The organism is Actinacidiphila glaucinigra (genome assembly GCF_035918135.1).
Classification (GTDB): Bacteria; Actinomycetota; Actinomycetes; order Streptomycetales; family Streptomycetaceae; genus Actinacidiphila; species Actinacidiphila glaucinigra.
The window spans coordinates 7786650-7800675 of sequence record NZ_CP109144.1 but is presented as its reverse complement, the minus strand read 5'-3'; the positions used below and the strand labels follow the sequence as shown (position 1 = coordinate 7800675).

At 73.5% G+C, this 14026-nt stretch carries 13 protein-coding genes and 1 pseudogene; 4 read left to right on the top strand and 10 right to left on the bottom strand.

Annotation, left to right across the window (positions count from 1 at the left end; genetic code table 11):
- Positions 1 to 11: 11 nt before the first annotated feature.
- The 3 genes from OIE69_RS35225 to OIE69_RS35215 all read right to left on the bottom strand — a co-directional run bounded on the left by OIE69_RS35225 (position 12) and on the right by OIE69_RS35215 (position 4964).
- Entirely contained in the window at positions 12 to 2795 is a 2784-nt protein-coding gene (locus OIE69_RS35225; protein ID WP_326578682.1) for an AAA family ATPase, read from the bottom strand.
- Between the two features lie 175 nt (positions 2796 to 2970).
- Positions 2971 to 3285 carry a hypothetical protein gene (locus OIE69_RS35220; RefSeq protein WP_326578681.1) on the bottom strand — a complete coding sequence of 105 codons (315 nt, stop codon included), beginning with the start codon at positions 3283 to 3285 and terminating at the stop codon, positions 2971 to 2973.
- Between the two features lie 974 nt (positions 3286 to 4259).
- Positions 4260 to 4964 carry an alpha/beta fold hydrolase gene (locus OIE69_RS35215; protein WP_326578680.1) on the bottom strand — a complete coding sequence of 235 codons (705 nt, stop codon included), beginning with the start codon at positions 4962 to 4964 and terminating at the stop codon, positions 4260 to 4262.
- A gap of 130 nt (positions 4965 to 5094) precedes the next feature.
- Between OIE69_RS35215 and OIE69_RS35210 the strand changes: the two genes are divergently transcribed.
- On the top strand, positions 5095 to 5607 hold the full coding sequence (locus OIE69_RS35210; protein ID WP_326578679.1) for a cupin domain-containing protein: 513 nt from the start codon (positions 5095 to 5097) through the stop codon (positions 5605 to 5607).
- Between the two features lie 54 nt (positions 5608 to 5661).
- On the opposite strand, the pseudogene OIE69_RS35205 reads toward OIE69_RS35210, so the two are convergent.
- From OIE69_RS35205 to OIE69_RS35185, 5 genes and pseudogenes are all read right to left on the bottom strand, one after another.
- Positions 5662 to 6477 (bottom strand): annotated as a pseudogene (locus OIE69_RS35205) (MIP/aquaporin family protein); the annotation flags it as partial.
- Positions 6478 to 6534: 57 nt separating this feature from the next.
- Positions 6535 to 7014, bottom strand: coding sequence for a DUF3558 family protein (locus OIE69_RS35200; RefSeq protein WP_326578678.1), 480 nt, complete (start codon positions 7012 to 7014; stop codon positions 6535 to 6537).
- 270 nt (positions 7015 to 7284) lie between these two features.
- On the bottom strand, positions 7285 to 8385 hold the full coding sequence (locus tag OIE69_RS35195) for a PLP-dependent cysteine synthase family protein (protein WP_326578677.1): 1101 nt from the start codon (positions 8383 to 8385) through the stop codon (positions 7285 to 7287).
- 107 nt (positions 8386 to 8492) lie between these two features.
- On the bottom strand, positions 8493 to 8867 hold the full coding sequence (locus tag OIE69_RS35190; RefSeq protein ID WP_326578676.1) for a hypothetical protein: 375 nt from the start codon (positions 8865 to 8867) through the stop codon (positions 8493 to 8495).
- Between the two features lie 38 nt (positions 8868 to 8905).
- Positions 8906 to 9265, bottom strand: a complete 360-nt coding sequence (locus tag OIE69_RS35185) for an ArsR/SmtB family transcription factor (RefSeq protein WP_326578674.1) — start codon at positions 9263 to 9265, stop codon at positions 8906 to 8908.
- Positions 9266 to 9326: 61 nt separating this feature from the next.
- Between OIE69_RS35185 and OIE69_RS35180 the strand changes: the two genes are divergently transcribed.
- Together OIE69_RS35180 and OIE69_RS35175 are read left to right on the top strand one after the other, a co-directional pair.
- Positions 9327 to 10406, top strand: a complete 1080-nt coding sequence (locus OIE69_RS35180) for a cation diffusion facilitator family transporter (RefSeq protein WP_326578673.1) — start codon at positions 9327 to 9329, stop codon at positions 10404 to 10406.
- A gap of 283 nt (positions 10407 to 10689) precedes the next feature.
- Positions 10690 to 11439: a hypothetical protein gene (locus OIE69_RS35175; RefSeq protein ID WP_326578672.1), complete on the top strand. Its 750-nt coding sequence runs from the start codon at positions 10690 to 10692 to the stop codon at positions 11437 to 11439.
- Here OIE69_RS35175 and OIE69_RS35170 read toward each other — a convergent pair.
- Both OIE69_RS35170 and OIE69_RS35165 read right to left on the bottom strand, forming a co-directional pair.
- Entirely contained in the window at positions 11414 to 11968 is a 555-nt protein-coding gene (locus OIE69_RS35170; RefSeq protein ID WP_326578671.1) for a tetratricopeptide repeat protein, read from the bottom strand. The two genes, OIE69_RS35175 and OIE69_RS35170, sit on opposite strands and share 26 nt — an antisense overlap.
- Before the next feature lie 54 nt (positions 11969 to 12022).
- Positions 12023 to 12979, bottom strand: coding sequence for an SDR family oxidoreductase (locus OIE69_RS35165; protein ID WP_326578670.1), 957 nt, complete (start codon positions 12977 to 12979; stop codon positions 12023 to 12025).
- Between the two features lie 157 nt (positions 12980 to 13136).
- Between OIE69_RS35165 and OIE69_RS35160 the strand changes: the two genes are divergently transcribed.
- Positions 13137 to 13769 carry a DUF402 domain-containing protein gene (locus OIE69_RS35160; protein WP_326578669.1) on the top strand — a complete coding sequence of 211 codons (633 nt, stop codon included), beginning with the start codon at positions 13137 to 13139 and terminating at the stop codon, positions 13767 to 13769.
- Positions 13770 to 14026: the final 257 nt, after the last annotated feature.

The window sequence follows — 14026 nt, the reverse complement described above, 5'->3', positions numbered from 1 at the left end:
ACTCACCGCGGCTAACGCTTGGCCAGGCCCGTCAGGGCGTCGCGGAGCGCCGCCCTGGAGGTGATGCCGAGCTTGGGGAAGACCCGGCCCAGATGGCCGCCCACGGTGCGCGGGGAGAGGTAGAGCCGCTCGGCGATCTGCTTGTTGGTCAGTCCGGAGGCGGCGAGATGGGCGATCTCGAGTTCCTGCGGGGTGAGGCTGACCGACTCGGGCCCGTCGGCGCGCTTGACCATCCATCCGGTCGCCTGCAGGGTGCGCTTCGCCCGGTCCGCCCATGGGCGCGCGCCGAGTTGCTCGAAGGTCGCCAGTGCCGCGCTCAGCGACGCCCTGGCGTCGGTGGTCGATCGCGCCTTCCGCAGCCGTTCGCCGTAGGCGAGGGTCACGCGTGCCAGGTCGAAGGGCCACTGCTGGACACCGGGGTGCGCCAGGGCCCGCTCGAACAGCCCGATCGCCTCCTCGTCCGCTTCGGCGGCCATCGCGGAGGACGCGTCGACGAGCATGGCCCTGCGGGGGGAGAGCGCGGCGATCCCGGCGTGCCGGGCGGCGGCCACGTGGGCTGCGGCCTCGGCCGGCCGCTGGGTGCGTACGGCCGCCTCCACCACGTCCCCGACCACCAGCAGCGCCACGGGGGTGTAGGGGGCCAGTTCGCCGGGCGGGCTGATAGCGGCCGCGTGCCGGTAGGCGCGTTCGAAGTCGCCCTCCGCCTGCGCGACGAGCACCCGTATGTGCTCCGCCAGGGTCACCAGATGGTGCGCGCCGCGGGACGTCCCCCACGCGCCCATCGCGTCGGCCGTCTCCTCGGCGACGCCGGCCTCGCCGCGCGCCGCCGCGACGACGGCCTTGTAGTACAGGAAGTACCAGGAGACGGCCTCGAAGGCGTGCTCCTTGCACAGGCGCAGTCCTTCGTCGGCCAGTTGGGTCGTGTCGTCCCACCGGCCCGCGAGGAACGCGTCCGTGCACAACAGCGGGAGGGTGACGATCTGCCTGCGCCCCTGGGACGGGACGCGCGAGACGGCGTCGCGCACTCCGGTGAGCCGGTCGGTGGCGATGCCGGCGGTGCCGATCCGCGTGATCCTCGACGGGGCGGTCTCCTGCGGCAGGCCCGCGATGAGTTCCTCCAGGTCGCCCATCGCCGGCAGGGCGGTGCGCGCGGGATCGCCCTGGGTCGCGACGTTCACTGCCAGCAGCCGGGGGGCGTCGGGTCCGAGGCGCTCCAGGATCTTGTGGAGGGGCGCCCACAACTCCGCCCGGCCGCCCAGGCAGCACAGCAGCAGCAGGAGGTAGAGGGCCTCCTCGAGGGCCGGGTCGCAGGCCCCGTGGGGATGGTCGCCGTTCTCGATCGCGCCGAGGAGGATCTGATGGGCCGTGTCGATGTCGCCCTCGCCGTCGAGCAGCCGGTGGACGGCGACCGCGGCCGAGTAAAGGGACGCGCGGTCGTCGGAGCCAAAGCGCCGGGCGTCGTCCAGGAGGCGGGAGGCCATGGTCAGTTCACCGGAGGCGTCCGCGCGTATGTAGGCGGCCGCGGCCAGCCGGCGGCCCCGGTCGGCCGCGCCCGGGCTCAGGTGCGCGGCCTTGGTGAGGGAGCGGATCGCGGCCATGGCGTCGCCGCGCCGCAGGACCCGGTGGGCGGTGCCCTCCAGCAACGCCGCGACGTCCTCGTCCTGTTCGACGCACGCCTCCCCCAGGTGCCACGCACGCTGGTCGGGACGGTCGTGCAGCACCTCGGCGAGTTCGCGGTGCACGCGACGGCGCTCCGCGGAGGTGGACGCGTCGACGACCGCGGCACGGTACAGCGGGTGCCGGAAGCTCATACGGTGGTCGAACTCCTCGATCCGTACGAGGCCGTCGCGCTCGGCGGCCTCCAGATCCGCCAGATCCGCCCCGGCGCCGAGCCGTTGCGCGGCGCACTGCAGGACGGCCAGGTCCCCCGTCCCCTCCAGCGCGGGCACCAGCAGCAGGCGACGTGTCGCCGCGGGCAGTCCCGCCACGCACGAGCCGAAGACCTCGCGCAGACGCCGGGTGAGCGGCAGCGCGGCCGGCCGGCGCTCCAGACCTGCGCGCTGCGGCCCCGTCAGGGCCGCCGGCAGTTCGACCAGGGCCAGCGGATTGCCCTGCGCGGCGGCGACGACGCACTCCACGACGGGAGCGGAGAGGTCCGGATGGGACGCGCTCGCCAGGAGACGCGACGCGCCCTCGTCCAGCGGCAGGACCTCGTACTCCACGCGTACGCCGGCCTCGGCGCGGCCTCGACGTCCCCTGCGGGCGGCGAGGAACCTGACACGGCTGCCCGCGAGCCGGCGGGCCACGAAGCCCAGCACGGCCGCGCTGGCCGGGTCCACGGCCTGGAGGTCGTCGACGACCAGCAGAATCGGCGTCGCGGCGGCCGCACGGCGGAGCAGCACCAGGGCCGCGTTCGAGACGAGGAACCTCTCGGGCGGCGCCCCCTCGCCGAAGCCCAGGGCCACCCGCAGGGCCGCGCTGTGGGTCCCGTCCACGGCCGGCGGGTCCTCCTCCCACAGCGGGAAGAGGAGCTGGTTGAGCGCCGCGTACTCCACTCCGCTCTCGGACTCCGTGCCCGCCGCCCGCAGCACCCTGGCCCCGGCTGCCAGTGCCCTCAGGGCGAGGTGGCCGAGCAGCGCCGTCTTGCCCGCCCCGGGGTCGCCGGTGAGCAGCACCGCGCCGCCGGAATCGACCGAGCCGAGCAACCCCTCGATGCGCTCCACGTCGCCCGCGCGACCGACCAGCCCCTGGGCCGTGCCGGCGCCGACGTCGGCCGTGTACACCGAGGATTGCATCGGATCTTTCTGGCTCTCTGCTTCTGGGCCTGGACCCAAGCATTCTCACACGGCACCGATGGCCCGCCCGGGCGGGAAATGGTGAGTTGTGCCTCAGGACGGCGGGGGAATTCATCTTCCGTATTCCTGGCGTACGGATTTCCTGTCTCCGTCGTTCAGGGCGGTGCGTTCGGGGTCAGCTCCTCGGCAGCCAGCGGCTCAGCGCGTTGATGAGCCGTTCCAGCGCGGGCAGCCTGCTGGAGCGGTCCGTCATGATCGTGCGGCCGTTGAATTGCAGGGTGTACTGGAACATGTCGTGCGCCGACATGTTCATCGTGAAGTCCGGTACGTCCTCCAGTGCCGGGTCGCCCAGCAGGATCCGCAATTCCTTGAAACGGGCGGCGCCGGCACGGCGCACCACGGGTCCGCCCCTCTCCCTGGTGAGGACGGTGCCGTCACCCCGCAGCGTCACCTCCTGGTGGACGCCCGCGAAGCCGCCGCTGACGGTCATGACCACCAGTTTCTGATCCGGCCCGCGGACGGGGACCGGTGTCGCGCCACGGCTCGGCGAGGACGACGGGGAGGGCGAGGCGGAGGCGGACGCCGATGCGGACGCCGATGCGGACGCCGATGCGGACGCCGATGCGGACGCCGATGCGGACGCCGACGCCGACGCCGACGCCGACGCCGACGCCGACGCCGACGGTGGCCCGGACGACGGTGACGCGGCGGAAGCGGTCGCGGTGGCCACTGCGCCGTCCGCCGGCGCACCCGCGGTCTCGCCGATGGTGAGGGTGCAGCCCGTGGAGCCCAGTACCCCGGCGGCGAGAACCACCCCGGCCAGCAACGCCCCGCCCAGTACCCTCACGGCTCTCCCCCGCCTGCCGGTCGCCCCAACTCAGCCCTGGATACCACGGAATCGCACCTTCCGGCCCCGGCACACCACCCCCCTGCGGGGCCCGGGCCCATCACCCGGTCAGCCACTGAGGGTGCGTCAGATGTCACCCGGGGTGATTCTTTCGGCGGGAGACGCGGCGCAGCCCGCCGCCAAGACCCCCACCTGATGCTGTGATCCGCCGAGTCGGCCGAGCGGTGTCGGCCGGACGCCGTCCGAGCTGTGCGCGCGTGTGGACGGTGGCCGCGAGTGCGGCTCTGACGTCCGGTGCCGTGACGGGTATGGCGCACGCGGGCACCGGGGAACGCGCCGCGACGCCCCTTGCGGCGGAGCAAGTCGTCGCCCCGCGCAACTCCGCCTTCCCCTGCTTCTTCGTCCCGGCCGCACCCGGCTACCGCCCGAGCGGGCCGCCGCCCCGGGCCTCCCGGCCCGCCGGGACCCCCCGGAGCCCCAGGCCCGGCGGGGCCCGCGGGGCCCGCGGGACCGCTCGGCCCTGCGGGACCTGCCGGCCCGTCAGGCGAGCCCGGCCCGGCGGGACGAGCATCGTCCGTTTCGCTTTCCGGCGACGCCGGCCGACCGCGCCACCCCGCTCAAGCGGTCGCATCGTGGGCGATCCGCGCGAGGAGCGAGGCGCAGGCCCCGGGCATCGACAGGAACGGCGAGTGGTGACTGGGCAGCCGGTGCACCGGACCGGCGGTGCGGCCGGCCATGTCCTCCTGGAGGGCCGGCCGCAGGGCCCGGTACCGCTCGCACACGACATACGTGGACGGGACCGCACGCCGGCCCGCACCGGTCAGCGGCTCGACGAACGACTTCGTGCTCTGCGGAACCAGCCGCGCGACCGCCACCTCGGCCTCCCGCTGCGGCACGTCACCGTAGAACGTGGCGACCGGGTCGTCCGGCACCGGCCGGAACCCCCGCGGCTCGTGGGCGACGGCAACCCCGTGATAGCCCAGGACGCTCTCGCCGACCTCCAGCCGGTAGGCGGTCAGGTGGACGACATGGGCAATCCCGGGCGCCTCCGCGACGACCTGGGTGACGGGGACGCCGGCATAGGAGTGCGCGACCACGACCACCGGCCCCTCGACCCCCTCCAGCCCCCGCAGCACCTCGCGCGCGTCCTCCTGGACTCCGGCGGCCTCCTGCCCGGCACTGGGCAGGTCGACCACGCGCGTCGCCCAGCCGTCGGCGGCGAGCAGGGACCGCACCCGGTCCCAGCACCAGGAGCCGTGCCACGCCCCGTGGACGTGGAGCAGGGTCGGCGCATTCGGTCGGGAGTCGGCGGCACCACGCATACCTCCGGATACTGGGGCAGGTCGACCGGCGACACCACCCCCGCCGACGCGACACATGCTTGACTCGTCAAGTATTTTGCTAGGCTCGGGGCAAGAAGGCCGGTCGTCCCACCACTGCCACGGAGACACGATGAGTTTTCTGCTGACCGAGACCGATCCCGACGACCCGATATGGAACCGGCGCGGCGCGCTCTACGTGCCCTCCGGCCAGGGGCCGACCGTATGGGCCGCGGACGACGTCTACACGATCAAGGCGACGGGCGCGCAGACCAACGGGAACATCGGCTTCGTCGAGGCCACCGTTCCGGCCGGCGGCGGCCCGGTCCCCCATGCGCACACGGAGGAGGCCGAGACGTTCTACGTCCTCGACGGCGAGTTGGAGTTCGTGGACGGCGACCACGAGTTCACCGCCGTGGCCGGTGACTTCATCCACGTGCCCAAGGGGATCCGGCACGGCTTCAAGAACAAGCGCATCCACGCCGCGCGCCTGCTCTTCATCTACACGCCGCCCGGCCTCGAGCAGCTGATGCTCGACCACAGCACACCCGCCCGCCCCGGCGAGGCACCACCGCCCATCGACGAGGACATGGGGGCCCGCGCCGAGCAGGTCATCCGGCAGTCCAAGACGATCATGCTTCCGTAGCCCCCGCGCCCGCCGCCGGCGCCCCACCCCGCCCCCGGGGGCGGGGCGCCGCCGTCATCCGCGTCGTGCGAGGGCGCTCGCATCCGGCGTGGTCGTCACCGGACGCGTGCAGCCGACTTCCGGGCCCTTGGCCATGCGCGTGCGGATGTGGAGGACGTCGCCGATGAAGAGGTCGTAGACCAGGACCCCGATGACGCCGCCGATGAGGGGGCCCACGATGGGGACCCAGAAGTAGTCGCTGAAGGCGCCCGGTTGGGAGCCCGGCAGGGCGAGTTCGCCCCATCCCATGGCCCAGGCGAACAGCCGCGGACCGAAGTCGCGCGCGGGGTTGATGGCGTATCCGGCGTTCGCGCCGTACGACAGTCCGATCGCGGCGACCGCCAGACCGATCACCACCGGGCCCAGGTAGACCCGCACGGCGGGATTGCGCAGGTCGATGACGGCCATGATGAAGATCAGCATGAACGCCGCGCCGACGATCTGGTCCACCAGCGGGCCCCACAGGCTCCCGTGGAAGTACGAGGCCGGGACGGTGCCGAAGATCGAGAAGCTGGCGAGCGTGTGCCCGTCCGTCTTCGGCCCCTTCATGGCCTGGTCGAGGGCGCTGATCGCGTCGTGGTACACCGCGTACACCAGCACGGCCCCGGCGAACGCGCCCACGAGCTGCGCGAACACGTACGGGACGACCTTGACCCACGGGAACCGGCGGCGCACCGCGAAGGCGAGCGTGACCGCCGGATTGAGGTGCGCGCCGCTGACGCCGCCGGCGACGTAGATGCCGAAGGTCACGACCAGCCCCCAGCCGAGCACGGGCATGACCCAGTCGCCGGCGCCGACGAAGCTCGAGCGGCAACCCGGCCGCGTCCGGCCGGGGTGCGTGCGCGTCCCGCGGGCCGGGAGCAGCCTTCCGGCCCGCGGGGACCGGGATCACACTCTCGTGCGGACGAGGTCTATGAGCTCGGCCTCGGACTTCTTGTCGGCGTCCCGCTCGAGGGTGACGACCTGCAGGGTGCAGAGGCGGTCGCCGACGGTGAACGCGGTCATCATCGATTCGGCACCGTCGGCCTCCGAGCCGGCCGTCCTCGGCGAGCCGATGCTCAGCGTGACGGAGTGGTAGGTGTCCTGGTTCTCCCAGCTGCAGACGCTCTCCCCCACACCGGCGTCAGGGTGCCCGCCGTCGTTCTCACCGATGATCGGCGTGATCTCCTCGGGCTTGAGCAGGGTGCAGGCGTCGATCTTCCTGCCGTCCTCCGACGAACCTCCGTCCGAGGCCGCTCCCTTCCCCTTGTCGGCGGAAGCGGGGGCCGACTTCGCGGGGGACGCCTTCGCGCCGGTGCCCGACGAGCCGCAGGCGGTCGCTGTCGCGGCGAGGAGCACCAGGGCGACGATTGCCAGAGGTGAACGCATCACTGTTGGGTCCTCCGATGGTGTGCGAAGGGCGGAGCGGCACTCCGGCCTCTTGTCTCGGACCCGGAAGACGTCGCCTCACGCGTGACGAGTTGCGGATTCCTGTCACAGGGGGGCGACCGAATGTCACCGCCGTGCGACAGGGGCTGGGCGGCCCCCCGGGCGGCCCGGGCGGGCAGAAGCGCGGCGGGTCCCGTCGCCTCGGTTCGCGTACGGGGCGGTCGTGTTCGCCGGGCCGGCGGACACGACCGCCCGTGCGGCGGCGCCGCGTCACACGGCCTCGGGCGCCTCCGCGGGATGCGCCGGCGGGGCGATCAGGGACGCCACGGGGTTCGTCACCGTGCGGCAGCGGGTCCAGCGGGTGGCCTCGCCGTCGTGGGGCGAGGCGATCTCCGTGGGTTCCGCGGCCGGGGCGCTGCCGAGCAGCCCGCGGTCCCGGCAGTACTCGTCGTCGTAGACCGTGGACAGGTAGCGGTGCGGGCCTTCGGGGAAGACAGCCACGACGCGTGCCCCGGAGGAGTGGGTGCGGGCGGCCCATCCGGCGACGAGGGCGACGGCACCGACGCTCCAGCCCCCGGACGCGTAGTGGGAGCGCGCCAGGGCCCGGCAGGTGTGGACGGCTTCCGCCGGGGTGACCCAGTGCACCTCCGTGAACTGCTCGTACGCCACGTTGCGGGAGTGGATGCTGCTGCCGATGCCCCGTACGAGGCGGGGCCTGACGGGCTGGCCGAAGGTGATGGAGCCGACGGTGTCCACCCCGATGACGTGCAGGTCGGGGTTGAGGGCGCGCAGTGTGCGGCTGACGCCCGCCGAGTGGCCCCCGGTGCCGACGCTGGTGACCAGGACGTCGACCCGGCCCAGTTGCTCGGTCAGCTCCCTGGCCAGGGGTGTGTAGGCGTCGGCGTTGTCGGGGTTGTCGTACGGGTCGGCGCACCACGACCCAGGCTCGGCCGCGAGCAGTTCGCCGACGCGCCTGCGGCAGGCCTCCTGCCATCCCCGGTAGGGGTGGGCGTCGCGGACGATGTCGAGGCGGGCGCCGCGTGAGCGCAGCAGGCGCTTCATGTCCGGCTCCAGGTCCGGGTCGGTCACCAGCGTGACGGGGTGGCCGAAGACCCGTCCGGCGAGCACCAGTCCGAGCCCGAAGGCGCCGCTGGTGGACGCGACGACGGTCGCGCCGGGGAGGAGGTCGCCGCGCTCGCGGGCCCGGCCGACCATGTGGACGGCGGAGCGGTCCTCGATGCCGCCGGGGTTGGCGCCTTCGAGTTTCGCCCAGAAGCCGCGTCCGGGCGTGGTGAGGGGGTGGGAGATCCACAGCAGGGGCGTGTTGCCGACCGCGGAGGCGAGGTCGCGGCCGGTGGTGGGCTCGTTCATGGTGTCCGCCTTCTGGTATCGGGAAGAGTGCCGTGCACGACTCGCCCGCCTCCCGTGCGCTCACGGGCGGGGGTGAGGGACCGTCAGCCGGTCCTGGGGGGCGTCTTCTAGATGCGCCAGAGGCAGAGGACGGAGGGCTCCGCGGTCGCTATACGGGCGTCGGGGGCCGGGGCGCTCCCCGGTGTGTTGTGCGAGGCGGGCACCTGTCCGGGCGCCGTGTCGGCGACGCCGGTCTGCGTGGGGCCGGGTCCGTGCTCACGCGGTCCGGTGCGCGACCCCGGCAGTTCGGAGGTGTCCGGGGAGCAGTCCTCGCCGGGGTGGTGCGGAGCGACGGGGTGGGGCCGCTCCTCCGCGTTCGCCGGATGGGCGTGCGCGTGGAGGCCGTAGTGGGCGTGCGCGGGCGAGCCGGCCACGGTGAAGCAGAATGCGGCCAGCAGCGCGACGAGGAACGTCGGGCACGTTCCGCGGTGGCGGCCTCGCACAGGCCGCACATTACGCCATGAAGCATCCCGGAACGGCTTCAGGCATGCGGTGGTTTGCCGCCCAGATGATGATCCGCGAGGTTGAGTACCTCGTCGACGAGCCTGCGCAGATGGCCGTCGGAGAGTTCGTAGACGACCCTGCGGCCCTCCTTGCGGGAGGAGACCAGGCCCGCGATCCGGAGTTTCGCCAGGTGCTGGCTGACGGCGGGGCGCGCGGCGCCCACCCGCGCGGTCAGCGTGGAGACGTCCGCCTCCCCCTCGGTGAGCGTGTGCAGGACGGCGAGGCGGGTGCGGTCCGCGAGCAGGCTCAGGATCTCCGCCCCGCGGGCGTAGTGCTCGGTGCCCGGTTCTCGCGGATGCGCACCATGCGCAGATGATAGGTGCATGCGTGCGTTCATATGCACATAATGAGGGGAAGGCTCAGCCCGTGTCCACCCGCGACCCCCGGAAGGCGGACCCATGAACGGTCGGCACACACACCCGCACCCGCAGCACGACCACGACGAGGGACGGGATCGCGGGCATGCGCACGGCCACGAGGGCCGCCGGGGCACGGCAGGTCTGCGCCACCGGCTGGGACACCTGCTGCGCCCGCACTCGCACGAGTCCGCCGACAAGGTGGACCGGGCCCTGGAGTCCTCCGCCGAAGGCATGCGGGCCCTGTGGATCTCGTTCGCCGTCCTCGGCGTCACCGCGATCGCCCAGGCCGTGGTCGTCGTCCTGTCCGGCTCGGTCGCCCTCCTCGGCGACACCGTGCACAACGCGGCCGACGCCCTGACCGCGCTGCCGCTCGGCGTCGCCTTCGTCCTCGGGCGGCGGGCCGCCACGCGGCGCTTCACCTACGGCTACGGCCGGGCCGAGGACCTCGCCGGGATCGTCATCGTCCTCACCATCACCGCGTCGGCCGGTTTCGCCGCCTGGACCGCCGTGGACCGGCTCCTGCACCCGCGGGACGTCGCCTACCTGCCCGCCGTGGCCGTCGCGGCGGTGATCGGCTGCATCGGCAACGAGTGGGTGGCCCGCTACCGCATCCGCGTCGGACGCAAGATCGGCTCGGCCGCGCTCGTCGCGGACGGGCTGCACGCCCGCACCGACGGCTTCACCTCGCTGGCCGTGCTGCTCGGCGCCGCGGGCGCGGCGTTGGGCTGGCGCCTGGCCGACCCGATCGTGGGCCTCGCCATCACCGCGGCCATCCTGCTGGTGCTCCGCGACGCCGCTCGCGAGGTCTTCCGGCGCGTCATGGACGCCGTCGACCCGGCGCTGGTCGACGGTGCCGAGCACGCCCTGCTCGACGTGCCGGGGGTGCGCGAGGTGGCGGAACTGCGGCTGCGCTGGATCGGGCACCGGCTGCGCGCCGAGGTGGCCGTGGTCGTCGACGGCGACCTCACCGTGCGGCAGGCCCACCACGTCGCCGTCGCGGTCGAACACGCCCTGCTGCACGCGGTACCCCGCCTGACCGCCGCCCTGGTCCACGCCGACCCCGCGCCCGCACCGGGCATGGCCGACCCGCACGCCGGACTGGCCCACCACGCGGCGTGAGCCCCGTTCGCCCCGGATCGCCCCGGCGGGCAGGTCGCTGACGTTCGGGGCGCAGCCCAAAAGCTCCACAGCGCGTGACGACGCGCCCCGATGCGAGCCGACACCACGTCAGCCCCCTGAGCCGGATACGACGGGACGTCCGGAATTGCCGCCAGTGCGCACGCATCCAGGAAGACTTGACTGGGCATATCTTCCGATATGCACCGGATTAGGCACCTTCGACTGGTTCCTCCGCCCCGTGCGCCTGAGCACCTCGGCGGCTGTCACTGGGTGAGGTGGGCACGTGGGCATAGCGGGGATGACCCTGACCGTCGTGATCCTCGTGCTCGCTGGAGTGGCGCGGCGGCTCCACCGATACCCCGGCGGCTGGAGATTCGCGCTCTCCGGCCGTCATGACACCGACAGGGACACCCTGGACCGCGCCCGGCGGGCCGTCCGGAAGCTGCGGCGCAGGGCGCGGCGCGAACTGGCCGGGGCAAGGGCGCAGGTGGCCCGGGCCGACCGCTCCCACCGGCGTCGCGTCGGCGACGCCGAGCGGCACCTCGACCGTCTGCGCCGGCCGGGCAGGGGCGCGTTCGTCGCGACGCTCGGCAAAGTCTCCCTGCACGAGCACGTGATGGTCATATCCGGGCCGCAGACCAAGGTGCTGCCCCTGGACTGCCTGGAGGTGCGGTTCGAGCACAGCCAGGTCGGCGACCACATCTACCTCAGGCGACCGGACGGCGTGCACCTGGAATCCTTCACGCCCGGCGAGCACGCCGAGGACGCCGTGCGCCGCTTCAGCGTCCGCATCGAGAACGCGGTCGCCAAGGAGAGGGCCTTCCTCACCGAGCGCGCCAGGTCGGTCAAGAAGGCGGAGGACGACCTGAAGGCGGCGCACGCGGACACGGGCGCGGCCGAGGACGCCCGCAGGCGCCTGGGCACGGTGACCGCCCGCCAGCGCCGCGACCCGGCACTCGCCGAAGCACTCGCGGGCCTCGAAGCCGCCCGGGACCAGTGGCACGGACTCACCGGCCGACGCCCTCCCCGCTGACGGGGTGAGCGGGTGCCGGGGCCGCCGCCCGCGCGGCTTCGGCTTGGCCGACCAGCCGCAGGGCGCTCTCGGTGGCGGCGATGAGGGAGGGATCCCCTTCGGCGCGCCGCTGACGCAGCGCTTCCTCCAGCAGGGTGCGGGCCTCGGCTGTCCGTCCTTGGTCCAGCCGTTGCTTGCCCAGGTGCTGGAAGCAGAAGGAGAGCAGGTCCGGAGCAAGGGCCTCGGAAAGGCGGAGCGCCCGCTGGTAGTGAGGTTCCGCGGCATCCGGATCACCGGCGTAGCGGTGGGCGTCGCCCAGATTGATGTGGACGGCGACGGAGAACGTGCCCTCGGCGCCCGCCAGCGCCCGCTCGAGCAGGTCGACGGCCTCCTCGTGGCGGCCCAGCACGAGCAACCCCACCCCCGCCCGGCGCAGTTGCGCGGGCTGGTCGAGCGGGCCGTCGAGGAGTCCGGCCACCGTCCGGGCCAGGAGTCCCGGGTCCGTGGGGACCATGCGGCCGTTCTCGTCCAAAGCGATCAGGTTCTCCATGCGTCCCGCCTCTTGCCTCCGCGTCGGTGACGACAGGTTAGGGGTACGAGCGGGTCAGTCGGCGTGCCCGCGCGGTGGGCGGTTCGGCCGCTCCGGCTCGCCGGGCGACGTGAAGGCGTCCCAGTCGGCGCGGCCGCCGGCCCCCATGACGCCGGTGGCGGAGCCCAGTTCCGTGTCTCCCAGAGCGAGCAGTTCGCGTCGGGCCATCCAGGAGACCACCGGGGGGAACAGCGGCCGCAGCGGCTGGCACCAGCGCAGCCAGGGCGGGGCGTACACCTGGCGGGCGCGGCGGGCGATGCCGGTGGCGAGCCGTTCGGCGACCTCCGCGGGCGGGTGGACGCGGCGGGCGAAGGAGGGCTGGCTCCGCCGCAGGGCGCGCAGCACGGGGTGGTCGTCGAGGTCCGTGATCATGTCGGTGCCGGTCCAGTGGAGGTAGGCGATGCCGACGGTCACGCCGTCGAACTCGACTTCGCCGCGCAGAGCCTGGGCGAAGGACTCGGCGCCGGCTTTGGAAGCGCAGTAGGCGCTCATCAGCGGGGCGGAGGAGAAGGCCGCGGTCGAGGCGATCTGCAGGAAGTAGCCGCGGGTCCGCGTCAGCTGGGGCAGGAAGGCCCTGGCCGTGTTGGCGGCACCCACCAGGTTGACGTCGATGACCCGTTGCCAGAGGTCGGCGTCGGTCCGGGCGAACGGCCCGCCTGCGGCGATCCCCGCGTTGGCCACCACCACGCTCGCGGGACCGAGTTCGGCGTCCACCCGTCGGGCGGCGGCCTCGAGTGCGGCGCGGTCGGTGACGTCCGCCTCGACGAAGATGTTCGGGCTGGGCAGCGAGGAGGCCGCCTCACGCAGGGTCGCCTCCTCGCGGCCCAGGAGCGCCACCCGCATGCCGAGGGCCGACAGGCGACGGGCGAGTGCCTCGCCCACTCCCCTGGCGGCACCGGTGACGACGGCCACGCGCCCTTGCAGCGGGTTCTCGGCCACGCTGCCGCGTGGGCTGATACCGGTCGTCCTCACTGGCACACCGTTCGATCCTGGTCCGGGAGTGGGTGGGCACCTCCGAGTCAAACCGATCTCCGGGCGCAGGCCCGCGTGCCGCGTCGGACGGGTGCGGAGCCGCCACTCGAACGGTGGCCTGGATACTTGCCACTTGCGCACAGGAGAGGAGAGGGCGATGAGCACACTGCGGGCCGGACAGACGGCGGTGCGCCGCGACGTGGACCGCGGCGGCCGCGTGTGGAGCGAGCACGCGCTCCGCGTCCTGGACGACACCAGCACGGGCCTGGTGACCGCCTGCGCCCCCGGCGCGCAGACCCGCTGGCCCGTCCCGTACGCCCGGTCCCGCGCCGCCGGCGAACTCTCGGGGCGCACCGACGCGATGGACGCCCTGGCGACGGGGCGGTGGGAGCTGACGCCCGGGCGGTGGCAGGACACCGAGCTGCGGATGTGGAAGCCGCCCGGCGCCTGGTTCAGCGTCAACGCCTTCTACACCGCGGCCGGGCTGCGGAACTGGTACGTGAACTTCGAGCGCCCCGGGATCCGGACCGCCGACGGGTTCGACACCTTCGACCTCGTCGTGGACCTGCTCGTCGCCCCCGACCTGACCAGCTGGGAGTGGAAGGACGAGGACGAGTACGCCCACGTCCGCGGGCTCGGCGTCGTCACCGACGCCGAGCACCGGGCCGTCGACGCCGCCCGCGAGCAGGCGCTGGCGATGGTCGGGGAACGTTCCGGGCCGTTCGCCGATGCCGCCGCGTGGTCGGCATGGCGGTGGGAGCCGGACTGGCCCACGCCTCGCCTGTCCTAGGCCGTGTCGTCACATGAGCTCCCCAGCTACCGCTGGGGGGTGCCCCCACCGCCCGAAGGGCGGGCCCAGCGGTTCCCCCAGCTACCGCTGGGAGGTGCACCCAGTGCGGTGCATCGCAAGGCGGAGAGTCGTCCTCGTAGTGGGCTACTCGGACGATTCGACAACGCAGCGAGGCGCCGTACCTGGGGGCACCTCCCAGCGTCAGCTGGGGGAGCGCCGCGGGGTGGGGGCACCCCCGGCCGAAGGCTGGGGGAGGG